Raw genomic sequence first — 21,824 nt, forward strand, 5'->3', positions numbered from 1 at the left:
GCAGCGGCTCTGTTCGCCCCGCCTAGCGATCCTTTCGCATCAGATCAATGGCTTTTATCAGCCTTCCTTCAACGCGCCCACCAGCAACTTGTGGAGACGCGAGTGGAGAGCATCATTGCCAGCCAGCACTTCCTTGTCGCAAACCGGCAGCGATTGGCCGCGATAGTTCGAGACAAAGCCGCCGGCTTCACGCACCAGCAGACAGCCAGCAGCCGAATCCCAAGGCTTCAGGTTCGATTCCCAGAAACCTTCGTAACGGCCGGCAGCGACCCAAGCCAGATCGAGCGAGGCCGCGCCAAAGCGACGAATGCCCGCCACCTGCGGCGCAATGGCCGCATAGATCTTGGCCCATTCCAGCGGATCGCCATGGCCGGCAAAGGGGATGCCGGTGGCGATCAGGCTCTCGTCCAGATGACGGCGGCCCGACACGCGCAGACGGCGATCGTGCAACCACGCCCCGCGCGACTTTTCCGCCCAGAAGCTTTCATCCGTGATCGGCTGATAGATGATCCCGGCGATAACATCGCCCCAGCCGTCGCCCGCCGGGCCCTTGCCATCATAGGCTGGCTCTTGTGCGGCGATGGAAATGGCGAAATGCGGGATGCCGTGCAGAAAGTTGCTGGTGCCATCGAGCGGGTCGATGATCCAGCGCGGGCGGGTGGGATCGCCTTCGATCACCCCGCCCTCTTCCATCACAAAGCCCCAGTCGGGGCGCGCGGCGCGCAATTCGTCATAGATCGTGCGTTCGCTCTGCTGGTCGGCGCGGCTGACGAAATCCGCCGTGCCCTTGCGGCTCACCTGCAGGTGCTCCACTTCGCCAAAGTCGCGACGCAAACGCTGACCGGCCTTGCGGGCGGCGCGTTCCATCACGCGGATCAGGCCGGAAATTGCCATACTCAGTCAGCCTTACCGACATAGGTGCGTTCGTAAACGTTCACCACAATGCGGGTGCCCGAAGCGATATGGGGCGGCACGAGAATACGCACGCCATTGTCCAGCACGGCGGGCTTATAGCTCGACGAGGCGGTCTGGCCCTTCACCACGGCATCGGCTTCAACGATGGTGGCTTCGACCTGTTCGGGCAACTGAACGCTGATCGGGCGTTCGTCATACATTTCCAGCACGGCGGTCATGCCATCCTGAAGGAAGGCCGCGGCATCGCCGATGATGTCCTTGGAAAGGTTGATCTGATCGTAGGTTTCCACGTCCATGAACACCAGATCCTCGCCCTCGGCATAGAGGAACTGGAAATCCTTGGTGTCGAGGCGCACTTTCTCCACCGTATCCTGGCTGCGAAAACGAACATTGGTCTTGCGCCCGTCGATCAGGTTCTTCATCTCGACCTGCATGAAAGCGCCGCCCTTGCCGGGCTGGGTATGCTGGGTCTTGGCGACCTTCCAGATGCCCTTTTCATACTCGATAATGTTGCCGGGGCGGATTTCGACGCCGCTGATCTTCATGGGGTTTGACCTTCGATGGAAAAGAGCAGGAATAAGTTTGGCGCAAAAGCGCAGTCGGGCGCCCTTAGCGGACCTCGGGCCATCTGGCAATCGTGCTGTGCAGTGGGATTAGCCGGAATTGCAGTCTTTTCTGCGCCCGCTCTGGCGGGGCCGGAAGGGCCTGCCTTTACCGTGCGGCGCGGAGAATATGCCTGCGAAATGCCGGGAACTGCGCTGACCTCTGCCGGATTACGCCGCCCGGAGGAGGATTTCACCATCCGCCAGGGTTCGATGTACAGCACGAGCGAGGGACGCGGATCGTATCTTGCCACGGGCGATGAGATCCACATGACCACCGGCCCCAAGCGCGGCGACCGGTTTCGCCGGGTCAGCGAGAATTTTCTGCGCAAGCTGACCAGCGAAGGCAAGGAGACCGACCTTCGCTGTATCCGCCGCGTAGCCAATAATCGCTATTAATCCGGACTATTAATCCTCCAGCGGCCATGTGGTCCGCTGGGCCGCCGCCCGCTTGGTGCTGGTGTAAAGCCAGACCAGCGCGGCGGCAAAGATCACCATGCCCAGCGGCAGGGCAACATCGCCTGGCTCGATGATTTCCAGCGGGGTCGGGCTGTTGCGCGCCGCCGCTATCCCAGCAAAGACCACGCCAAACAGGCTCTCGCCCGCAATCAGGCCCGTGGCCGCCAAAACACCCAGCCGCTCGGCCAGTTCGGGGTCGCGGCTCTTCTTGGCCCAATTGTCATAGATCCGCCCGATGATCGCCCCCACCGGGATCAGCAGCGTCAGGCCCATCGGCAGATAAATGCCCATGCCCAGCGCGAGCGGGGGCAGCGCGCCCTTCTTCATCGCGCGCAAGACTTCGTCGATGATGACGGCCACCACACCGATCCCCGCACCGATGCCGATCAGGCCCCAATCGAGACTGCCGCCCAAAACGCCCTGCGCGATGGCGGAAATCAGCGCGGCCTGCGGGGCGGCCAAGGCTTCCGGTCCGGCATTGGCTGCGCCCTGAAAGCCGAAGGTGGTGTTGAGCAGGCTGAGCACCGGCGGGATCACCAGCGCGCCAAACACCACGCCCAGCACCAGCGCGATCTGCTGCCGCCAGGGCGTCGCGCCGATCAGTTCGCCCGTTTTCAGATCCTGAAGGTTGTCGTTCGAAATCGTCGCCACGCCAAAGACGATGGCCGTGACAAACAGCGCAAAGGCCACCAGCGCGCGGGTCGCCTCAGGCGCAATGCCCCGGCCAAAGATCGCCGCCAAGAGCAGCGCAATGCCCAGCGCGGAAATGATGCCGGTGCCCGAAATCGGGCTGTTCGAGGCGCCGATCAGCCCCGCCATATAGCCGCAGACCGAAGCGATCACGATGCCGATCAGCAGCACATACAGCACCGTGAGCACCAGCACCGGCACGAAATGCGCCTCAATCGGCCCTCCGGCGGCGAACCCTGCCAAGAGCAAACCAATCGGCACCATCGAAGCGGCAATCACCGCGCCCACAAGGCCAATCGGCAGATCCTGTTCGGACAGCGCCAGCGCCGCACCGCCGCCCGCCTTGCGCGCGCGCTGCGCCGCCAGAGCGCCCGTAATCCCCTTCACAATCGGCCCGATTACGCGCAGCAGCGTCCAGACCGCCGCCACGCCAATGGTGCCCGCGCCGATGAAGCGCACCTTGCTCTTGAACACGCCCGAAACGAAACCGGCCATTTCATGCGCCGCCGGAACCGCGCCTGCGGTATAATGCGGCACCAGCACGACCCAGCTGATCAGCATCCCAATCAGCATCGCAATGCCCACCGTCAACCCGACCAGATGGCCGACACCGATGAGAGCAAGGCTGAAACTGGTGGAAACGCCCGAAGCGCCTGCGCCAAAACGGAACACGCGCGAGGCCTCCTCGGCCACCACGCCCATCTTGGCCAGCAAAGTGTAGCCCACCGACACGCCCGAACCCAGCACGATGGCGGCCAGCCCCTTGCGGTTCTCCTCCTCGCCGCCCACGCCCGCGCCGACCTTGAGCACCTCGGCCGCCGCCACCCCTTCGGGATAGGGCAGATCGCTGCCCGTGACCAGCGCGCGGCGCAGGGGCACGGAATACATCACCCCCAGAATGCCGCCCACGCCGATCACCGCCACCGATTGCCAGTAAGGGAAATCCACCCACCAGCCGATCATAATCAGGCCCGGCAGCACGAAGATGATCGCGCTCAACGTCCCCGCCGCGCTGGCGATGGTTTGGACGATGTTGTTTTCCTGAATGGTCGCGCCCGAGAAATGGCGCAGCACCGCCATCGAGATCACCGCCGCCGGGATCGATGTGGCAAAGGTCAGGCCGATCTTCAGCCCCAGATAGACATTGGCCGCCGTGAACACGATGGTGAGCAAAGCGCCCAATACGATGCCACGCAGGGTCAGTTCGCGCGGGGCGGTTTCGGAAATGGGGGCGCCGTCAGGATTTGCTTGGGTCATGTCCATGTTCTGACACGCCGGCGCCCCTTGGGAAAGGGGCAGCCGACATGCTCTTCAACAACTTTATTGCGCGGCCAAGATAGCATCCATCAAGGCTTTGACATTCGCAACCTCGTCGCCGTTCCACACCGCGCCCGAGACGGCGAGGAAATCGGCCCCCGCACGCACCAGAGGCGCCGCGTTTTCCGCCGTGATCCCGCCAATCGCCACGCAGGGAATTTCAAACAGGCCTTGCCACCAGGTCAGCAGATCCGGCTCGGCGTAATGTTCGACCTCTTTGGTGGCGGTGGGATAATAGGCGCCAAAGGCCACATAATCGGCCCCCGCCTCGCCGGCCTCCAGCGCCAGATGGCGGCTGTTGTGGCAGGTCACGCCGATCTGCGCGTCCTGCCCCAATTCCTGCCGCGCCACTTTCACGCCGCCTTCGCGCTCCAGATCGTCCTGCCCCAGATGGACGCCATCGGCGTTCAGGCGCTTGGCCAGCGTGAGCGAATCGTTGACAATGAAGGCAATCTCGCGCTCGGCGCAAATCGCCTGCAGCGGTGCTGCCAGACGTGCGGCAGCGTGATCATCCAGCCCCTTTACGCGGAACTGGAAAGCGGCGATCCGATGACGCCCCTTCAGGCCCGCATCGAGCGCGCGCGCCAGCCTTTCGGGAAAATCGCCGCCCACATCGGCGGGCGAGATCAGGTAAAGCTGCGTGGGCGCGCGGGTGTGTTCGAAAGTCGGTGCTTCTTCAGTCATGCCCGCGCCCATACCGCATAAAAAACGCGGAGGCCAGTGTCGGCCCCCGCGTCTTTTGCGCCACCCAAGGGGCTTAAGGATTATTCCTTGCCCTTGTAGATGTTGATCAGCTTGCCCAACATGGCCAGCGCTTCGTCGCGCGGGCGCTGGAACGTGTTGCGGCCGATGATCGAGCCATTGCCGCCGCCATCGCGAATGTCGCGCGCGTCCTGATAGACCGCATCGGCGCCCTTGGTGGCCCCGCCCGAGAAGATCACGATGCGGCGGCCGTTGAAGCACGACTGGACCACATGCTTGACGCGATCGGACTGTGCCGACCAGTCGGCGCCCTCATAGCAGGGCTTGGCTTCGGCCTGTTCGATGTGGTTGCTGGGCAGCTTCACCTTGATGATATGCGCGCCGATCAGCGCCGCGATATGCGCAGCATAGGCGCCCACGTCCAAGGCCAGTTCGCCGCTCTTGGGCAGCTTGCCGCCGCGCGGATAGGACCAGATCACCGTGGCAAGGCCAACGCTGGCCGCTTCGTTGCGCAGTTCCTTGATCTCTTCGATCATCTCGAACACATCGTCCGAGCCGGGATAGATCGTAAAACCGATGGCCGAGCAGCCCAGACGCAGCGCATCATCAACGCCGCCCGTCAGCGCCTGATTGGCCGCCGTGCCCCAGCTGTTCGAGCTGTTGACTTTGAGGATGGTCGGGATCTGGCCTGCAAACTTGTCGGCGCCCGCCTCCAGCATGCCCAGCGGCGCGGCATAGGCCGACAGGCCAGCGTCGATGGCGAGCTGATAGTGGTAATGCGGGTCATAGGCGTCGGGGTTGACCGAGAAGCTGCGCGCGGGGCCATGTTCAAAGCCCTGATCGACCGGCAGAATGATCATCTTGCCGGTGCCGCCCAGCTTGCCCTGATTGAGCATGCGATAGAGATTGGCCTTAACGCCGGGATTGTCGGATTCGTAATTGCTGAGGATCTTCTGGACAACCTTCGTGGTCATGCGTGTTTCCCTGTTGGTTAAGGCCTGTTGTTCATACCTATGCGCAAAAGATTGCATAGGTATGCGCGGCCAGTCTGAAATAGCCCGCCCGGTTTTGCAATGCAACTGCTGCACTGCAACCGAGCGGGCGGAATTATTTAGATTTCGAGCGCCTTGACGCCCGGCAGTTCGCGGCCTTCCATCCATTCAAGGAAAGCGCCGCCTGCGGTCGAGATATAGGAGAAGTCTCCCGCCACCCCGGCATGATGCAGCGCAGCAACGGTGTCGCCTCCGCCCGCCACGGAAACCAGCGAACCTTCCTTGGTCAGCGCCGCCGCGATTTGGGCCAGAGCCACGGTCGCCGCGTCGAAAGGCACGGTTTCAAACGCGCCCATCGGCCCGTTCCACACCAGCGTCTTGCAGGTTTTCAGCGCATCGGCCAGCGCTTCGACCGCGCTGGGGCCAACGTCGAGGATCATCTCGTCGGCAGCCACCTCATGCACGTTGCAGGTGCGCAAAGACGGCGGATTGGCGGCAAATTCCTTCGACACCACCACTTCATAGGGCAGATGCACGGTGCAACCGGCAGCATCGGCCGCTTCCATGATCTCTTCGGCGGTGCCGGCCAGATCATGCTCGCACAGGCTCTTGCCCACATCCACGCCGCGCGCGGCCAGGAACGTGTTGGCCATGCCGCCGCCGATGATCAGATGATCGACCTTGGTCACCAGATGCTTCAACACATCCAGCTTGCTCGACACCTTGGCCCCGCCGACAACGGCGGCGACCGGACGCACCGGCTTACCCAGCGCATTTTCCAGCGCCTCAAGCTCGGCCTGCATCGAACGACCGGCATAAGCGGGCAGCACATGGGCCAGACCTTCGGTGCTGGCATGGGCGCGGTGCGCGGCGGAAAAAGCGTCATTGACGTAGAAATCGCCAACCTCGGCAATGGCTTTCACCAGCTCGGGGTCGTTCTTTTCCTCGCCGGGCCAGAAACGGGTGTTTTCCAGCAAAGCAATGTCGCCCGCGCGCAGGATGCCGGCGGCCTGCTTGACCACATCGCCCGCAATTTCCGGCACGAACATCACTTCGCGGCCCAGCACCTTTTCCACCGCGCCCACGACCAGCGACAACGACTGATCCGCCACGCGATTGCCCTTGGGACGACCGAAATGCGCCAGCAGCAGCACCTTGGCACCCTTGTCGGCCAGCTCCAGAATGGTCGGCGCCACGGCGCGCACGCGCGTATCTTCCGTGACCGCGCCATCCTTCATCGGCAGATTGAAATCGACGCGCACCAGCGCGACCTTGCCGGTCACATCGCCCAGATCGTCGAGCTTACGAAAAGCCATCACTAACCCCTAATTTGCAGAACCCCAGAAACAAAGGGCGGAAAGGTTTCCCTTCCCGCCCCTGTGTTCCATCAGAGGAACTTGGCCATCGCGCCTGCCGTGTCCAGCATGCGGTTCGAGAAGCCCCACTCATTGTCGTACCAGCTCAGCACGCGCACCAGCTTGCCGTCGATGACAGCCGTTTCCAGCGCGTCGATGGTCGAGGAATGCGGATCGTGGTTGAAGTCGATCGAAACCAGCGGCTCTTCGGTATAGCCCAGCACGCCCTTGAGCGGACCTTCGGCAGCAGCCTTGAGCAGAGCGTTCACTTCCTCGATGGTCGTGTCGCGCTTGGGCTGGAACGTCAGGTCGACGACCGAAACGTTCGGGGTCGGCACGCGGATCGACGAACCGTCCAGCTTGCCCTTCAATTCGGGCAGCACTTCGCCCACGGCCACAGCAGCGCCGGTCGAGGTCGGGATCATGTTGAGAGCCGCAGCGCGGGCGCGGCGCGGATCCTTGTGGATCTGGTCCAGGATCTTCTGATCGTTGGTGTACGAGTGGATCGTGGTCATCAGGCCACGCTCGATGCCGATCGATTCATGCAGAACCTTGGCGAAGGGCGCAAGGCAGTTGGTGGTGCACGAAGCGTTCGAGACGATCAGATCGTCGGCCGTCAGCGTTTCGTGGTTCACGCCGAACACGACGGTCTTGTCCACCTTCTTGGCGGGCGCCGAGATCAGCACGCGCTTGGCGCCTGCCGTCAGGTGCTTGCCGGCCGAATCGCGGTCAACGAAGAAGCCGGTGCATTCCAGCGCAATGTCGATGCCATTGGCGGCATGCGGCAGGTTGGCCGGGTCCTTCTCGGCGGTCACCTGAACGCGCTTGCCGTTCAGGATCAGGTCGTTGCCGTCCACTTCGACGGTGCCCGAGAAAGTGCCATGCACGCTGTCATGCTTGAAGAGGCGGGCATTGGCCTTGGCATCGGCCAGATCGTTGATCGAAACCAGTTCGAGCCCGCAATCGGGGCGCTCCAGAATGGCGCGGGCCACATTGCGCCCAATGCGACCGAAACCGTTGATGGCAACCTTCACAGCCATGAATATCCTCCTCGTTAGTTCTGGAGTACCGCAAGAATTTGCGGCGCAATCTTTTCAGCCGTAAGACCGAAATAGTCATAAAGAGCCGGGGCCGGAGCCGATGCGCCGAAGGTGTCGATACCAAAGCGCAGACCGTCAAGGCCCGTAATACGTTCCCAGCCAAAGGTCGTACCTGCCTCGATGCTGACGCGCAGCACATCAGCAGGCAGAACATCGGCCTTGTAAGCCGCATCCTGTTCAAGGAAACGGCTCATCGAAGGCATCGAGACCACATCGGCGCCCACACCCTGCGCTTCAAGCGCGGCGCGGGTCGCCATGGCAATCTCAACTTCCGAACCGGTCGCCACGATCACCACCTTGCGCGCCGCACCGGCGGCTTCAAGACGATAGGCGCCCTTCGCCGTCAGGTTCGGACCCGAATGGCGATATTGCGGCAGGTTCTGACGGGTCAGAGCCAGCACGCTGGGGCGGCCTTCATTGGCGATCGCCAATTGCCATGCCTCGGCGGTTTCAATCACGTCGGCGGGGCGGAACACTTCCAGATTCGGGATCATGCGCATCGACATCACATGTTCGATCGGCTGATGGGTCGGACCGTCCTCGCCAAGGCCAATCGAATCGTGCGTCAGCACATAGACCACCTTGGCCCGCTGCAAAGCCGACATACGAATGGCATTGCGGCAATAATCCGAAAACACGAGGAAAGTGCCGCCATAGGGGATGATCCCGCCATGCAGCGCCATGCCGTTCATGGCCGCAGCCATGCCGAATTCGCGGATGCCGTAATAGACATAACGGCCCGAATAGTCCTGCGGACCGAAGGGCTTGGTCGATTTCGTCACGGTCAGGTTCGAGCCGGTAAGGTCGGCCGAGCCGCCCACCATTTCGGGCACATGGGCGGTCAGCACTTCCAGCGCCATTTCGCTGGCCTTGCGGGTGGCGACCTTGGTGCTGCCTTCGAGCCATGAGTCAAATGTGGCCTGCACCTCGGTCTGATCGGGCAGTTCGCCGTTCATCCGGCGCAGCAGTTCGCCGCCCTTGTCGCTGGCCGCCACGCGCGCGGCCCAGTCAACCGCCGCCGTCTTGCCCAGCGCGCCGACATTGCGCCAGTCGCCCAGCACATCGGCGGGCAGTTCGAACGCGGGCAGCGTCCAGCCCAGTTCGCCGCGCGCAGCTTCCACTTCGGCCGCGCCCAGCGGCGAGCCGTGCACCGAATGGCCGCCCTGCTTGTTCGGGGCGCCCTTACCAATGATCGTGCGGCAGGCGACGAGCGAGGGGCGCGGATCGGCCATCGCTTCGGCAATCGCGCGTTCGATATCGGCGAAATCATGGCCATCGCACGACACCACATGCCAGCCGGTCGCCGTATAGCGCGCGGCCACGTCTTCGCTGGTCGACAGATCGGTGTCGCCGTCGATGGTGATGCGATTGTCATCCCACAGCACGACCAGACGGCCCAGCTTCAGGTGACCGGCAAGGCCGATGGCCTCGTGGTTGATGCCCTCCATGATACAGCCGTCGCCCGCGATCACAAAGGTCTTGTGATCAACCAGATCGTCGCCGAACTGCGCATTCAGATGACGCTCGGCAATGGCAAAGCCCACCGACATGGCCAGACCCTGACCCAAGGGACCAGTGGTGCATTCCACGCCCGGCAGCTCAAAGTTTTCCGGGTGACCGGCGCAAACCGAGTGCAGTTGACGGAAATTCTTGATGTCCTCGATCGTGGGCTGTTCATAGCCGGTCAGGTGCAGCAGGCTGTAGATCAGCATCGAACCATGGCCCGCCGACAGGATAAACCGGTCGCGGTCGGGCCAGCGCGGCTGGGCCGGATCGAACTTCAGGAACTTCGAAAACAGCACCGTGGCAACATCGGCCATGCCCATCGGCATGCCGGGGTGGCCTGAATTTGCGGCCTGAACCGCATCCATCGAGAGCACACGGATGGCGTTGGCCATGTTTTGCAGGCGGGGGGCGGTAATGCTCATGATGCTTTCGAAAGCTCCGAATAGGTATGCACAGACACACAGGCGTGCGATTCGCGCCGCCTCCATTGCGGACCGGGGGGCGCTGCGTCAACCTCTGCGCGGGGCCAAAATGGCATGGAAATCGCCGCAACCGTTGTCATTTGGGCCGCAGCGACCTTTGCAAGGGCAAAATTATTACGCTAGGCCTTTGCCGGTGATGGCCAGCAGCGAACCCGAACCCGCCCCGATGAACAGCGCCCTTGACCGGATCGAGGCCGCGCTGGACCGGATCACCCATGCTGCTCAGCGCGCAAGGGAAGCGCGCCTTGAGGCCGCCGGTCAGACCGCCCAGCTTGAAGTGCGCCACGAAATCCTGCGCGAAAAGGTGGGCGATGCGCTCTCCACCCTCGATGGACTGATCGCACGGGTGCAAAAATCATGAGCCGGGTCGACCTGATGATCGGCGGGCGCGATTATGCGGTTGCCTGCTCGCCGGGCGAGGAAGACCATGTGCGCCTGCTGGGCCGCATCATCGAGGAGAAGATGGACGCCCTGCCCGGCACCACGAATCAGAGCGAGGTGCGCTCGATGCTCTTTGCCGCGCTGCTTCTGGCCGACGAGGTGCAGGAATTGCGCCAGCAGGCCGATCAGGGCGCCCCCGATACGCCGCCTGCCGATCCTGCGCTGGCCCAAAGGCTGGACGCCGTGGCGGCCAAGCTCGAACAACTGGCCGCATCGGTCGAAGGGCTTTTCTAATACACCCCTACTAGCCCTTGAGAAATCGCTCCATCGCGCCTACATAGGTGATTGACGGGTACTGCCCGGTGCGAGCCGCATGAAAATCCCTGAGGCTATAAGCAATCCTAGGGGGCTGTCCCTGCCACTGGCTCTGGCCTCTGGCACATGGTCCCCACCTGACGTCGAGGCGTCAGAGGATTTCCCGGCAACGGCCCATGGTGGTCCCGTCACCCTGTATTTGTTGCGCGCTGGCCCTCCGGCCAACGCTTGCGGCGTCAGCCCTCTCCCCCTGCCCTGCCACCCAGATGATAACCCGCAGGGTAGCATGGCAGGGGGAGAGGGCTGACGCCGTTTGAGAGGCTGCCTTGACCGACAAAAAATCCCTGCGCGCCCGTTTGCGCCGCCTGCGTCGCGAGCATGTGAACGCCCTGCCCGGCTCCATGTCCGCCCTATTGTTCCTGCGGCCGCCCGGCACGGTGGCGAAGGTGGCGGGCGAAGGCTCGGTGGTGGGGCTCTATCACGCCATTTCGGGCGAGGCGCCGACCCGCTCCTACGCCAAGTGGTTTGCCGAAAACGGCCGGCGAATCGCCCTGCCGTGGTTTGCCGCCGTAGGCGCGCCGATGCAGTTTCGCGCATGGAACGATCCGTTCGGCGACGAAGGGCTGGAAACAGGCCCCTATGGCGCGCTGCAACCCTCTGCCGATGCCGAAGAACTGTTTCCCGATGTCGCCTTTGTGCCTCTGGTCGGCTTTACCGCCGAGGGCCTGCGACTGGGGCAAGGCGGCGGGCATTACGACCGCTGGTTGGGCGCGAATCCGGGCGTCATGGCGCTGGGGCTGGCATGGGACTGTCAGAAGGTGGACAGCCTGCCCGCAGAGCCCCATGATATGCCCCTACGCGCGGTGATCACCCCCACACGCCTTTACGGAGATATTTAATGCGCAAGGAACCTACGTGGCGCATTCCGGCAGGCCTTCTGCTGCTGCTGGCCGCTCTGGCAGTCTATGCGGCGCTGGTGGCGCGCTATATCGCGCCATGGATCGCACCGTGGCCTGCGCTGGGTCAAATGCCGGTCTATGTTGTGCTGGGCGTGGTGTGGCTGCTGCCCTTGCGGCGATTCCTGATCTGGATGGAAACGGGGCGCTGGGGTTAAGTCCCGGCGCTTTTTTTAAAGCCCAAACGCAAAAAGGCCCGATCCGCGTAGGACCGGGCCTTTTTGATACCATTCCAAGAATGGACCCAAGGTGGCGCGAGTGACGGGGCTCGAACCCGCGACCTCCGGCGTGACAGGCCGGCACTCTAACCAACTGAGCTACACCCGCGCAATATGCTTGGGCCTCGCAAGGAACCATGAAGTGGCGCGAGTGACGGGGCTCGAACCCGCGACCTCCGGCGTGACAGGCCGGCACTCTAACCAACTGAGCTACACCCGCTCACTTCGATGTTTCCTTCGGGGCAGCGCCCCTTGGGTGACGCGGCCTCTACGTTGGGAGGGGCGACCTGTCAACAGGCTTGAACATGCTTTTGCCCAAGCCCCGGTTTTTCAGGGTTTTCGCGCGGTGAACGTCCCGTAATCTCTGCCACGAATCTGTTTCCGGCGCATGACAATGCGATTTATCCACAGACTAATGCCGAAAAATCAGCACTTTTCGTATTTCCAGTTGCGTCTTTTCCCTTCCGCCATCCATTCCACCGCCTGAGTGATACGGCGGGCGCGGGTGGCGGGCGCTTTGGCCTCGACAATCCATTCCAGATAATCGCGCCGATGCGATGGCGCGAAAGCGGCAAACACTGCGCCGGCCGCAGCATTCTCCGCCAGAGCCGCCGTCAGATCATCAGGAACGGCAATCTCCGGCTTAGGCGCCTTGGGCGCGCGGGGCGCCTTCTTCGCCCCCGACAGGCCCTGCGCGGCCTCCACCAATCGCATCCGAAACGTATCGGCATCGGGCAAATCGTCCATACTGGCGATCTTGCCATAGGCGCCCAGCCCATCATCACGGCGGCCCTCCTCGGCCCCCTGACGCCCCGCGCCATGGATCACAAAGGCGCAATGCGCCTTGAACGCCGCCATCCCGGCCAGATTCTTACCATTGAGCGTGAAATGGGGCATCGACCATTTGATCGTCTCGCCCAGCCCCGGGACGGCCTCATGCACCGCGCGGCGCAAATGGGTCAGGATCGGCCGCGCGAAATCGGGCGCGGCCGCGATATAGGCATCGATTCTCTGATCCATTTGCTCTCCCTTTTACACAGCCACTGGCGCTCCCAACTTCCCCTGGGGCGCATAATCCAGCACCGAGAAATCCTCGATGGCATAATCAAAGATGCTGTCCGGTTGGCGCGTCATCGCCAGCTTCGGCTCGCTCGAGGGCACGCGCTTCAACTGTTCCTCGACCAGATCGCCATGGTTGAGATAGAGATGCACATCGCCCCCCATCCACACCAGCTCGCCCGGCTCCAGCCCGGTCTGCGCCGCCAGCAACCGCACAAACAGCGCCGCGCCCCACAGGTTGAACGGCACGCCCAGCGCCAGATCCGCGCTGCGCTGATACAGGATGCCCGACAGGCGCCCGTCGGCCACGTGGAACTGATAGGTCTTGTGGCAGGGCGGCAGCGCCATCGCGTCCACTTCGGCCACATTCCAGCCTTCGACGATATGGCGGCGGCTGCCCGGATTGGTTTTCAGCGCATGGACCAGATCAGCCACCTGATTGATCCCCTGCCCCAGCCGGTAAAGCCCATCACCCTTTTCATCAAAACCGGCCGGCTCATAGGTCGGCCAGTTCACCCATTGCTTGCCATAGACCGGGCCAAGATCGCCCCAGCGCGCCGCAAATTCCACATCGGCCACGATACGCGCGGAAAAATCCTCACGGCTGATGTGATCCCCCGTCTCGCGCCGATAATGCGCCAGCGGCCAGTCGGTCCAGATCTCCACCCCCTGCGTACAGAGCGCACGGATATTGGTATCACCGGTCAGGAACCACAAAAATTCGCGCGTCGCCGTTTTCCAGAACACCCGCTTGGTGGTGACCAGCGGCATACGCCCATCGGACAGGTCACAGCGAATCGTCGCCCCGAACAGCGATCGCGTGCCCACACCCGTACGATCGCGCCTCTCATCGCCCGTTTCCCAGATCTGGCGCATCAGATCGAGATATTGCCATTCCCAATGGCGGCGAGAGTGAGAGCTGTCGGTCTGCATCACCCTCATCTAACGCCGCCCCGCGCCGAAAGCCACCGGCAATCGCCCCACGCCATCTATGGATGTTTGCGTAATACCTCCGCGCGAAATGCCAAAGTCTACTCGGTAAAACGAGCAAATATCCCTCATTCCCATGGGTTGCCTGTGTTGAGATCCGTTATCCTTCCCTATCGGCAATTGGCCGTCGCTCAACTGGCCTTGGTGCTGGTGCTGGTGCCGCTGATCGCGCTTTGGCCGCGGGCCGGGATGGCGGTGCTGGTGCTGCCTTTGCCCGGGCACAGCGCCGGGGCGGCCCTTTGGGCCAGAGAGCAGGGCCTGCCCCTGACGGGCCGCGGAATTGCGAGGGGAAGCCTGATCCTGATCGGGGGCCGCCAGCAGTATACGCCTTTCTCCGCGCTGGGTGCGGGGGCGCTGGTTTTCGCCGTCCCCTCTTCGCTTTGCCGGTCTCCTTCAAACTTTCCATCTGCCAATCGCCAAGGATAAGTCATGCATGAAATTATCAATCTGCGTCATCTGGGGATGAAAGCCCTTGTGGGCGTATGCTGGCTGATCACCATTCTGGTGCTGATGGGCAGCATGATCGCCGGTTCGGGCTTTACCCCGGTCTTGCTGGCGCTGGGGCTGGTGGCGGTGCCGACCTTGCTGTTGATGTCTGGCAAGGATGACGCGGTGGCGCGCATCGCCATGGGCGCCACCCTGCCGCTGTTCAGCGCGGTGCTGCTCTATCAATGGAACGGCGCTACATGGCAGGTCGATCTGCACATGACCTTCTTTGCGCTGATCGCGATGCTGCCCGTTCTGGTCGACTGGCGCCCTGTCATTGCGGCAACCGTGGTCACGGCGCTTCATCACCTGCTGCTCAGCTATATTGCGCCTTCGCTGGTGTTTGGCGCCACGGGTGATTTCTTTCGCGTGGTTCTGCATGCGGTGATCCTGCTGGTGGAAACCGGGGTGCTCATCGCGCTTGTGCAGAAATTGTCGCAGGTGATGATCCAGCAGGAGGTCGCGCAAGAGGAAAAGGAGCGCATCACCCTTGCCGCAGAGCGCGAGCGTGAAAGCGTCGAGGCCGAGCGGCGCGAAGTCGTCGAGGAAATCGGTGCCGCGATGCAGGCGCTGGCGCGCGGCAATCTGGCCCACCGGCTCAACCGCCGCTTTCCGGCCCAGTTCGAGGAACTGCGCGAGGACTTCAACCGTTCGGTGGGCGATCTGGCCGCACTGGTCAGCCAGGTTTCGCGCGCTTCCAGCGTCATTCAGGCCGGGTCAGCCGAAATCCGCACCGCCAGCAACGATCTGGCCCTGCGCACCGAGCAACAGGCCGCCCGCGTCGAACAGGCCGGCTCCACCATGCACCGGCTTGTCGAGGCCGCACGCGATACCGCCCAGAGCGCCGCCTCGGTCAATGCCGCACTGGATCAGGCTCAGCAAAGCGCCAATGATGGCCAGCATGTCGTCAGCCGCGCGATGGCGACGATGGAACTGGTCGAGAAATCCGCGCAGGAGATCCGCCAGATCATCACCCTGATCGACGGCATTGCGTTCCAGACCAACCTGCTGGCGCTGAACGCGGGGGTCGAGGCCGCGCGCGCCGGGGATGCGGGCAAGGGCTTTGCCGTTGTCGCCAATGAAGTGCGCGCGCTGGCCCAGCGCAGCGCGGACGCGGCCAATGGCATCAAGCAGTTGATCGACACATCCACCCATCAGGTTTCCGAAGGCGTGGCGCAGGTGCTCCAGACCGGCGAGGCGTTGCAAGGCATCATCGGCCAGATCGGCCAGATTGCGCAGGCCGTGGGCGCGATTGCCGACGCAGCCCACAGCAATGCCGAAGACCTTTCGCAAGTGGGCGACACCTTCCGCATCCTTGACCAATCAACCCAGCAAAACGCCGCCATGGTCGAGGAAAGCAACGCCGCGCTGCAGGCGCTTTCGGGCGAAACCAACGTGCTCATCAACGCCGTGGGGCGGTTCAGCGGCGAGGGTCAGGGGGGCCATTCCGGGGGCCGTTTGGGGCTGGCGGCGTAAATCAGCCCTGTGGAAAACTTTGAAAAGCCGGGATTTCTGCGGTTTTTCGAAAAAATGCATCGGTTTTTGAAAAAACTTGCCACTTGCCGCTTGCCAACCCGAATACCCCCCTATATAGGCGCCCTCCTGCCCAGCGGCGCTCTTAGAGAGCCGCTCCGGTCGGGGAATAGCTCAGCCTGGTAGAGCACTGTCTTCGGGAGGCAGGGGCCGGAGGTTCGAATCCTCTTTCCCCGACCATTTTCTCTTTTTCAAGAGAGATACAGGATAAGGCGACCTTCGGGTCGCCTTTTTCTTTGCGCGCGATATATTCGCCCTCTGCGCGGTCCGCCCCGCCCAACCCCGCCGCCGCGACAATTATTAACGCAAATTTTACAACCTGATCCTAGATTTCATCCAAATTCGCGCTTCAGGGGCAAGCCATCTCCATGTCCGTCATTGCCAAGATCCAGCGGGCCAATTCACAGCCAGACGCTCGGCCCTCCCGGTCCGCGCGCAATGATATGCTCGCGCTGGCCATTGCGGTCACGGCAACCTGCATGGTCGCCGCCATCGGCGGGAAGGCGCTCTCGCAGGTTTGGGCGCGGGCCAGCGGCATCGGGCTTGGCCCGGATCAACTGCTGACCAATGCGCTTTTGCTTAACATCGCGCTCGTCATCTTTGGCTGGCGCCGGTATCAGGATCTGCATGGCGAAGTGGTCGCGCGCCGTCAGGCCGAAGATCTGGCCCGCCAGATGGAGCAGACCGATCCGCTGACCGGCTGCCTTAACCGCCATTCCTTTGCCCCGCGCGCCAATCAGTTGCTGGCGACGCTGCGCGAACGCGGCGAAACGGCGGCGCTGGTGATGCTCGACATCAATGACTTCAAGGTCATCAATGACAAGATCGGCACTGCCGGCGGCGATCTCCTGTTGACCGACACGGCACAGCGGATCGAGGCGCTCTTGCCTCCCGAGGCTCTGCTGGCTCGGCTAGGCGGCGATGAATTCGCCTGTGTCATTCCCTTTACGCCGGGCCATCCCGAACGCGTTGATCATATTGCCGACGCCATGCTGGCCACGATGGACCGCAAGCTGGAAAACCACCGGCTGAGCGCCAGCGTGGGGCTGGCCAGCGGCGATCGCCAGAACCGGCTGGGCAATGCGCCTATCGACGCCAATGGCCTGCTGCATCTGGCCGAGGTTGCGCTGTTTCATGCCAAGAAGCAGGCGCGCCCTGCCCCGCTGTGGTTCGAGGAATCGCTGGAAACCGAATTGCGCTATCGCTGCGAACTGGAACTGGCGATCCGCGAGGCGATCCCGGCAGGCGAATTCGTGCCTTATTATGAACAACAGGTCGATCTGGCCACAGGCGAAGTGCTGGGCTTTGAAATGCTGGCGCGCTGGCATTCGCCCACCTTTGGCCTGATCGGGCCGGATGTGTTCATCCCGATTGCCGAGGAAATCGGCGTGATCGCCGAAATGTCCGAATCGCTGATCCGTCAGGCCCTGCGCGATGCGCGCGAATGGCACCCGCGCCTCACGCTCTCGGTCAATATCTCGCCGCTGCAATTGCGCGACCCGTGGTTTGCGCAAAAGCTGCTCAAGCTGCTGGTCGAGGCGCAATTCCCGCCCCAGCGGCTGGAGGTGGAAATCACCGAAACCAGCCTGCACCAGAATATCGCTGTGGTTCAGGCGCTCGTCACCTCGCTGCGCAATCAGGGCATCACGATCAGCCTCGATGATTTCGGCACCGGCTATTCCTCCTTTGCCCAACTACGCAAGCTGCCTTTTGATCGCATCAAGATCGACCGCAGTTTTGTGCTGGCCATGCAGGAGGATTCCGACAGCCGCACCATCGTGGAAACCATCGCGCTGCTGGGCAAGGGTCTGGGCCTGCCGATTACGGCCGAGGGGGTCGAATCGACCGAATTGCTCGAAAGCCTGCAGTCTTTGGGCAGCTTCAAAGGCCAGGGCTATCTCTACGGCAAACCTCAAGACGCACAGGCCACCCGCGAATTTCTGGCCGAACGCGCGCTGCTGGCGCCCCACGCCCATGACGTTTCGCTGGCCAGCAGCCGTCAGGCCGAGCCCGCACCATCGACCCAGCCATCAACTGTGCCGCAAGAGTGGCTCCGCACCGCCTAAAAGGGTGGACCTGAGGCGCCAACAGGCATAGAGCGCGGCCCATGCGCATAGGTTTTGTCAAGATGCACGGGCTGGGCAATGACTTCGTCGTCCTTGATGGGCGCGGCGAAGCCTTGCCCGAAATCACCACCTCGCTGGCCGCCGCGCTGGCCAACCGCCACACCGGCATCGGCTGTGACCAACTGGTTGTGCTGGACGGGTCGGATGTGGCCGATTTCCGGATGCGGTTTTTCAATGCGGACGGCAGCGAAAGCGGCGCCTGCGGCAATGCCAGTCGCGCGGTCGGCCTGCTGCATGGCCGCCCCGCCCGGATCGAAACGCAGGGCGGCATCCTGACCACCGAGCCGAGCGATGCCGGGATCAGTGTCGATATGGGCGTACCGCGCTTTGACTGGGATGCGATTCCCTTGGGCTTTGCCATGGATACGCTGACCATGCCTGTCGGCTGGGAAGATTTGCAGGACCCCACGGCGGTCAACGTCGGCAATCCGCATGTGATCTTTTTCACCCCCGACACCGACGCCGTCGATCTGGCCCGCATTGGCCCGATCATCGAGCATGACCCGCTCTTCCCTGAGCGCATCAACGTCAATGTCGCCACGATTGTCTCGCGCAGCGCCATCCGCCTGCGCGTGTGGGAGCGCGGCTCGGGCATTACCCTTGCCTGCGGCACCGGGGCCTGCGCCACGGCGGTGAGCGCCATGCGTCGGGGCCTTGTGGACCGCCGCGTCGAGGTCACGCTGCCGGGCGGCACGCTGGTGATCGAATGGGGCGCGGATAACCGGATCATCATGACCGGCCCGGCCACCGAGGCCTTTCGCGGCAGCTTCGAGCTTTCTGACTATCTCGCATGAGCGTTGAGGTCGTCTCTCTGGGCTGCCGGATGAATCTGGCCGAAAGCGAGCGGATGCAGGCGATGCTGGCGGGTGAAACCGATCTGGTGGTCATCAATTCCTGCGCCGTGACGGCCGAGGCGCTGCGCCAGACGCGGCAAGCCATCCGCCGCGCGCGCCGCAACAGCCCCGATGCGCGCCTGATGGTGACGGGCTGCGCCGCCGAGATCGAGCGTGAGGCAATTGCCGCCATGCCTGAGGTGGACGGCTTGATCGCCAATGCGGCAAAGCTGGATGCGCGGGCGTGGAATGTGCCCGATCTGGCCCCGGTGGCGGCGCGCTCGGTGGGCCATACGCGGGCCTTTGTCGCGGTACAGAATGGCTGCGATCATGCCTGTACCTTCTGCATCATACCGCAGGGGCGCGGGCCGTCACGCTCGCGCCTGCCGGCCGATGTCGTGGCCGAAGTGCGCGAACATGTCGCGGGCGGCGTGGGCGAAGTGGTGCTGACGGGGGTGGACCTCACCTCCTGGGGTCAGGATTTCGGGCTGCGTCTGGGGGCCCTGGTGGCCGAGATCCTGCGCGAAGTGCCCGAACTGGCGCGCCTGCGTCTGTCATCGGTCGATGGGGTGGAGATCGATCCTGAATTGTTCGACCTGCTGGCCGGGGAAGCGCGGCTGATGCCCCATCTGCATCTTTCGCTGCAACATGGCGACGATCTGATCCTGAAGCGCATGAAACGCCGCCACAGCCGGGCCGATGCGCTGGATCTGGTGGCGCGGTTGAAGGCCTTGCGCCCGGATATGGCGATCGGCGCCGACATCATCGCCGGTTTCCCGACCGAGGATGAGGCCGCCCATCAGGCCAACCTGTCGATCATTGCCGAACTGGCCATCGTCCATGGCCATATCTTCCCCTATTCCCCACGCCCCGGCACGCCCGCCGCGCGTATGCCGCAGGTGGCCCGCGAGGTCGTGCTCTCCCGCGCCGCCGCCCTGCGCGAAGCGGTCGCGGCCCAGCGTCATGCATGGCAGGAAAGCCTGATCGGGCGGCCCCAGACGATTCTGGTCGAACGCGACGGGACGGGCCATGCGGAAAATTTCGCCTCCATTCGCGCGCCTGCCGGTGCGCAGCGCGGGGCCGTCATCACCATCACACCCACATGTTTGATCGAAGGAATGCTGGCATGAGTGCCGATAGTTGGTCCGAGCGCCTGTTGGGCGGTTTTGCCAAAACGAGCGACCGGCTGACGGGCAATATCGCCGGTCTGCTGGGCGGGGCCGCGCGCCTGACCGAGGATCAGTTGGATGACCTTGAAGACGCGCTGATCCTGTCCGACCTTGGCCCGCGCGCGGCGGCCCGCATTCGCGAGCGTCTGGCCGCCACGCGGTTTGACAATGGCGTCGATGAAACCGCCATCCGCGCCGCCGTGGCCGAGGAAATCGCCGCGATCCTGCGCCCGGTGGCCAAGCCGCTGGACGTCACCGCCTTTCCGCGCCCGCATGTCGTGTTGGTCATCGGCGTCAACGGCAGCGGCAAGACCACGACCATCGCCAAGCTGGCCCATCTGTTTCAGGAACAGGATTATGCGGTGATGCTGGCCGCAGGCGACACCTTCCGCGCAGCGGCCATCGGGCAGTTGGGCGTCTGGGCGGATCGCTTGGGCGTGCCGATCATCAAAGGTCCCGAGGGCGGCGATCCGGCCAGCGTGGTGTTCGACGCGGTGAAAGCCGCGACCGACAAGGGCACTGACGCGCTGATCGTGGACACCGCCGGGCGCTTGCAGAACAAGCGCGAATTGATGGATGAGCTGGCCAAGATCCGCCGCGTTCTGGGCCGTTTGAACCCGGCAGCGCCGCATGATGTCGTGCTGGTGCTGGACGCCACCAACGGCCAGAACGCTTTGGCCCAGATCGAGGTGTTCCGCGAGGTGGCCGGGGTGACCGGCTTGGTGATGACCAAGCTGGACGGCACCGCGCGCGGCGGCGTGCTGGTGGCGGCGGCCGAGCAATATGGCCTGCCGATCCATGCCATTGGCGTGGGCGAAACCATCGACGACCTGCGCCCGTTTGACCCGGACCTTGTGGCCCGCGTGATCGCCGGGGTTGCGGCATGAGCGCGACGAAGAAGAAGTCGGGCTGGCTCAATATCGTCATCGATTATGGGCCGATGCTGGCCTTTTTCCTCGCCTATCGCGCATCACGCCCGGCGGGCGGCGAAGCGGGGATCGGTGATGTGGTGGCCATCACCAAAAGCACGGTGGTGTTTATCGTCGCAACGCTGGTGGCGCTGGTCGTTTCGAAATGGAGGCTGGGGCGGATCGGGCCGATGCTGTGGCTCTCCTCAGGCCTGGTCGTGTTCTTTGGCGGCCTCACGGTGCTGCTGCATGACGCCACTTGGGTGCAGATCAAGCCTACCGCGATCTATGTCGCCAGCGGGCTGGCTCTGCTGATCGGGTTGATGCGCGGGCATGCACTGCTCAAAATTCTGCTGGAGGACGCCTTTGCAGGCCTGTCCGACGAAGGATGGATGAAGCTGTCGCGCAACTGGGGCTGGTTCTTCCTGTTCCTCGCGGTGCTGAATGAGGTGCTGCGCCACTTCTACAATCAGGCGAATCACAATTTCGACACTTGGTTGGCGATGAAGATCTGGCTGTTTATGCCGCTGTCCTTCCTGTTCACCTTTGCCCAGATGCCGATGCTGTTGAAGCATGGGTTAGGGGCGGAGGAGGATTCCAAGGAAGATTGAATGCGAGGGACTGGTCCATCGCGCTCCCGTTAATGTCTGTTCGACCTTGCATGTCGGACGCGGCGTTGAAAAATAAAAGCCTGCGGCGCACTCAATCGGCGCCGCAGACTTTTTCATAA

The 21,824-nt window shown here is 63.1% G+C and carries 22 protein-coding genes and 3 tRNA genes; 13 read left to right on the forward strand and 12 right to left on the reverse strand.

Annotated features, from left to right (window positions below; translation table 11 throughout):
* Positions 1-57: 57 nt before the first annotated feature.
* On the reverse strand, positions 58-894 hold the full coding sequence (locus tag FHW96_RS01800; protein WP_172338837.1) for an inositol monophosphatase family protein: 837 nt from the start codon (positions 892-894) through the stop codon (positions 58-60).
* A gap of 2 nt (positions 895-896) precedes the next feature.
* Positions 897-1,460, reverse strand: coding sequence for an elongation factor P (gene efp / locus FHW96_RS01805; RefSeq protein WP_172338838.1), 564 nt, complete (start codon positions 1,458-1,460; stop codon positions 897-899).
* Positions 1,461-1,562: 102 nt separating this feature from the next.
* On the opposite strand from efp, the gene FHW96_RS01810 reads away from it, so the two are divergent.
* On the forward strand, positions 1,563-1,916 hold the full coding sequence (locus tag FHW96_RS01810) for a hypothetical protein (protein ID WP_172338839.1): 354 nt from the start codon (positions 1,563-1,565) through the stop codon (positions 1,914-1,916).
* A gap of 9 nt (positions 1,917-1,925) precedes the next feature.
* On the opposite strand, the gene FHW96_RS01815 is transcribed toward FHW96_RS01810, so the two are convergent.
* The 6 genes from FHW96_RS01815 to tkt form a co-directional block, all read right to left on the reverse strand.
* Complete coding sequence (locus FHW96_RS01815; RefSeq protein ID WP_172338840.1) at positions 1,926-3,923, reverse strand: OPT family oligopeptide transporter; 1,998 nt, start codon at positions 3,921-3,923, stop codon at positions 1,926-1,928.
* Positions 3,924-3,986: 63 nt separating this feature from the next.
* Complete coding sequence (gene thiE, locus FHW96_RS01820; protein ID WP_172338841.1) at positions 3,987-4,667, reverse strand: thiamine phosphate synthase; 681 nt, start codon at positions 4,665-4,667, stop codon at positions 3,987-3,989.
* 80 nt (positions 4,668-4,747) lie between these two features.
* Entirely contained in the window at positions 4,748-5,659 is a 912-nt protein-coding gene (locus FHW96_RS01825; RefSeq protein ID WP_172338842.1) for a class I fructose-bisphosphate aldolase, read from the reverse strand.
* Positions 5,660-5,796: 137 nt separating this feature from the next.
* Positions 5,797-6,993: a phosphoglycerate kinase gene (gene pgk, locus FHW96_RS01830; protein ID WP_216650731.1), complete on the reverse strand. Its 1,197-nt coding sequence runs from the start codon at positions 6,991-6,993 to the stop codon at positions 5,797-5,799.
* A 71-nt stretch (positions 6,994-7,064) separates the two neighbouring features.
* The gene (gap, locus tag FHW96_RS01835) at positions 7,065-8,072 is read right to left on the reverse strand and encodes a type I glyceraldehyde-3-phosphate dehydrogenase (RefSeq protein WP_168602655.1); all 1,008 of its coding nucleotides are present in this window, start codon (positions 8,070-8,072) and stop codon (positions 7,065-7,067) included.
* A 14-nt stretch (positions 8,073-8,086) separates the two neighbouring features.
* Positions 8,087-10,060, reverse strand: coding sequence for a transketolase (tkt, locus tag FHW96_RS01840; RefSeq protein ID WP_172338844.1), 1,974 nt, complete (start codon positions 10,058-10,060; stop codon positions 8,087-8,089).
* 193 nt (positions 10,061-10,253) lie between these two features.
* On the opposite strand from tkt, the gene FHW96_RS01845 reads away from it, so the two are divergent.
* The 4 genes from FHW96_RS01845 to FHW96_RS01860 all read left to right on the forward strand — a co-directional run bounded on the left by FHW96_RS01845 (position 10,254) and on the right by FHW96_RS01860 (position 11,930).
* A complete protein-coding gene (locus tag FHW96_RS01845) occupies positions 10,254-10,481 on the forward strand; it encodes a hypothetical protein (protein WP_172338845.1) in 228 nt (75 codons plus the stop codon).
* Positions 10,478-10,795, forward strand: a complete 318-nt coding sequence (locus tag FHW96_RS01850) for a cell division protein ZapA (protein ID WP_172338846.1) — start codon at positions 10,478-10,480, stop codon at positions 10,793-10,795. Before FHW96_RS01845 ends, FHW96_RS01850 begins: the two co-directional genes overlap by 4 nt.
* Positions 10,796-11,142: 347 nt before the next feature.
* Positions 11,143-11,715, forward strand: a complete 573-nt coding sequence (locus tag FHW96_RS01855; RefSeq protein WP_253950678.1) for a 5-formyltetrahydrofolate cyclo-ligase — start codon at positions 11,143-11,145, stop codon at positions 11,713-11,715.
* Positions 11,715-11,930: a DUF2842 domain-containing protein gene (locus tag FHW96_RS01860; protein ID WP_172338847.1), complete on the forward strand. Its 216-nt coding sequence runs from the start codon at positions 11,715-11,717 to the stop codon at positions 11,928-11,930. The genes FHW96_RS01855 and FHW96_RS01860 overlap by 1 nt, the downstream gene beginning before the upstream one ends.
* Before the next feature lie 92 nt (positions 11,931-12,022).
* Here the strand turns inward: FHW96_RS01860 and FHW96_RS01865 are convergent.
* From FHW96_RS01865 to thyA, 4 genes are all read right to left on the reverse strand, one after another.
* Positions 12,023-12,099, reverse strand: a tRNA-Asp gene (locus FHW96_RS01865).
* Positions 12,100-12,133: 34 nt separating this feature from the next.
* Positions 12,134-12,210, reverse strand: a tRNA-Asp gene (locus tag FHW96_RS01870).
* A gap of 206 nt (positions 12,211-12,416) precedes the next feature.
* On the reverse strand, positions 12,417-13,010 hold the full coding sequence (locus FHW96_RS01875) for a YdeI/OmpD-associated family protein (protein WP_172338848.1): 594 nt from the start codon (positions 13,008-13,010) through the stop codon (positions 12,417-12,419).
* Between the two features lie 12 nt (positions 13,011-13,022).
* Positions 13,023-13,991 carry a thymidylate synthase gene (thyA, locus tag FHW96_RS01880; protein ID WP_172338849.1) on the reverse strand — a complete coding sequence of 323 codons (969 nt, stop codon included), beginning with the start codon at positions 13,989-13,991 and terminating at the stop codon, positions 13,023-13,025.
* 138 nt (positions 13,992-14,129) lie between these two features.
* On the opposite strand from thyA, the gene FHW96_RS01885 reads away from it, so the two are divergent.
* The 8 genes from FHW96_RS01885 to FHW96_RS01920 all read left to right on the forward strand — a co-directional run bounded on the left by FHW96_RS01885 (position 14,130) and on the right by FHW96_RS01920 (position 21,705).
* Positions 14,130-14,465 carry a hypothetical protein gene (locus tag FHW96_RS01885; RefSeq protein WP_172338850.1) on the forward strand — a complete coding sequence of 112 codons (336 nt, stop codon included), beginning with the start codon at positions 14,130-14,132 and terminating at the stop codon, positions 14,463-14,465.
* 3 nt (positions 14,466-14,468) lie between these two features.
* Complete coding sequence (locus FHW96_RS01890) at positions 14,469-16,001, forward strand: methyl-accepting chemotaxis protein (protein WP_172338851.1); 1,533 nt, start codon at positions 14,469-14,471, stop codon at positions 15,999-16,001.
* Positions 16,002-16,161: 160 nt separating this feature from the next.
* Positions 16,162-16,238, forward strand: a tRNA-Pro gene (locus FHW96_RS01895).
* A gap of 188 nt (positions 16,239-16,426) precedes the next feature.
* Complete coding sequence (locus tag FHW96_RS01900; protein ID WP_172338852.1) at positions 16,427-18,124, forward strand: bifunctional diguanylate cyclase/phosphodiesterase; 1,698 nt, start codon at positions 16,427-16,429, stop codon at positions 18,122-18,124.
* A 41-nt stretch (positions 18,125-18,165) separates the two neighbouring features.
* Positions 18,166-18,978: a diaminopimelate epimerase gene (dapF, locus tag FHW96_RS01905; protein ID WP_172338853.1), complete on the forward strand. Its 813-nt coding sequence runs from the start codon at positions 18,166-18,168 to the stop codon at positions 18,976-18,978.
* The gene (gene mtaB, locus FHW96_RS01910; protein WP_172338854.1) at positions 18,975-20,147 is read left to right on the forward strand and encodes a tRNA (N(6)-L-threonylcarbamoyladenosine(37)-C(2))-methylthiotransferase MtaB; all 1,173 of its coding nucleotides are present in this window, start codon (positions 18,975-18,977) and stop codon (positions 20,145-20,147) included. Before dapF ends, mtaB begins: the two co-directional genes overlap by 4 nt.
* Positions 20,144-21,073 (forward strand): signal recognition particle-docking protein FtsY, encoded by a 930-nt coding sequence (gene ftsY / locus FHW96_RS01915; protein WP_172338855.1) that lies wholly within the window; start codon positions 20,144-20,146, stop codon positions 21,071-21,073. The genes mtaB and ftsY overlap by 4 nt, the downstream gene beginning before the upstream one ends.
* Entirely contained in the window at positions 21,070-21,705 is a 636-nt protein-coding gene (locus FHW96_RS01920; protein ID WP_172338856.1) for an inner membrane-spanning protein YciB, read from the forward strand. Before ftsY ends, FHW96_RS01920 begins: the two co-directional genes overlap by 4 nt.
* The last annotated feature ends 119 nt before the right edge of the window (positions 21,706-21,824 follow it).

Source organism: Novosphingobium sp. SG751A (genome assembly GCF_013149295.1).
In the GTDB taxonomy this organism is placed as follows: Bacteria; Pseudomonadota; Alphaproteobacteria; order Sphingomonadales; family Sphingomonadaceae; genus Novosphingobium.

Coding starts and splice junctions, on each gene's coding strand:
- FHW96_RS01800 (WP_172338837.1), bottom strand. CDS start 894: ATGGCAATTTCCGGCCTGATCCGCGTGATGGAACGCGCCGCCCGCAAG.
- efp (WP_172338838.1), bottom strand. CDS start 1,460: ATGAAGATCAGCGGCGTCGAAATCCGCCCCGGCAACATTATCGAGTAT.
- FHW96_RS01815 (WP_172338840.1), bottom strand. CDS start 3,923: ATGACCCAAGCAAATCCTGACGGCGCCCCCATTTCCGAAACCGCCCCG.
- thiE (WP_172338841.1), bottom strand. CDS start 4,667: ATGACTGAAGAAGCACCGACTTTCGAACACACCCGCGCGCCCACGCAG.
- FHW96_RS01825 (WP_172338842.1), bottom strand. CDS start 5,659: ATGACCACGAAGGTTGTCCAGAAGATCCTCAGCAATTACGAATCCGAC.
- pgk (WP_216650731.1), bottom strand. CDS start 6,993: ATGGCTTTTCGTAAGCTCGACGATCTGGGCGATGTGACCGGCAAGGTC.
- gap (WP_168602655.1), bottom strand. CDS start 8,072: ATGGCTGTGAAGGTTGCCATCAACGGTTTCGGTCGCATTGGGCGCAAT.
- tkt (WP_172338844.1), bottom strand. CDS start 10,060: ATGAGCATTACCGCCCCCCGCCTGCAAAACATGGCCAACGCCATCCGT.
- FHW96_RS01850 (WP_172338846.1), top strand. CDS start 10,478: ATGAGCCGGGTCGACCTGATGATCGGCGGGCGCGATTATGCGGTTGCC.
- FHW96_RS01860 (WP_172338847.1), top strand. CDS start 11,715: ATGCGCAAGGAACCTACGTGGCGCATTCCGGCAGGCCTTCTGCTGCTG.
- FHW96_RS01875 (WP_172338848.1), bottom strand. CDS start 13,010: ATGGATCAGAGAATCGATGCCTATATCGCGGCCGCGCCCGATTTCGCG.
- thyA (WP_172338849.1), bottom strand. CDS start 13,991: ATGAGGGTGATGCAGACCGACAGCTCTCACTCTCGCCGCCATTGGGAA.
- FHW96_RS01890 (WP_172338851.1), top strand. CDS start 14,469: ATGCATGAAATTATCAATCTGCGTCATCTGGGGATGAAAGCCCTTGTG.
- FHW96_RS01900 (WP_172338852.1), top strand. CDS start 16,427: ATGTCCGTCATTGCCAAGATCCAGCGGGCCAATTCACAGCCAGACGCT.
- dapF (WP_172338853.1), top strand. CDS start 18,166: ATGCGCATAGGTTTTGTCAAGATGCACGGGCTGGGCAATGACTTCGTC.
- mtaB (WP_172338854.1), top strand. CDS start 18,975: ATGAGCGTTGAGGTCGTCTCTCTGGGCTGCCGGATGAATCTGGCCGAA.
- ftsY (WP_172338855.1), top strand. CDS start 20,144: ATGAGTGCCGATAGTTGGTCCGAGCGCCTGTTGGGCGGTTTTGCCAAA.
- FHW96_RS01920 (WP_172338856.1), top strand. CDS start 21,070: ATGAGCGCGACGAAGAAGAAGTCGGGCTGGCTCAATATCGTCATCGAT.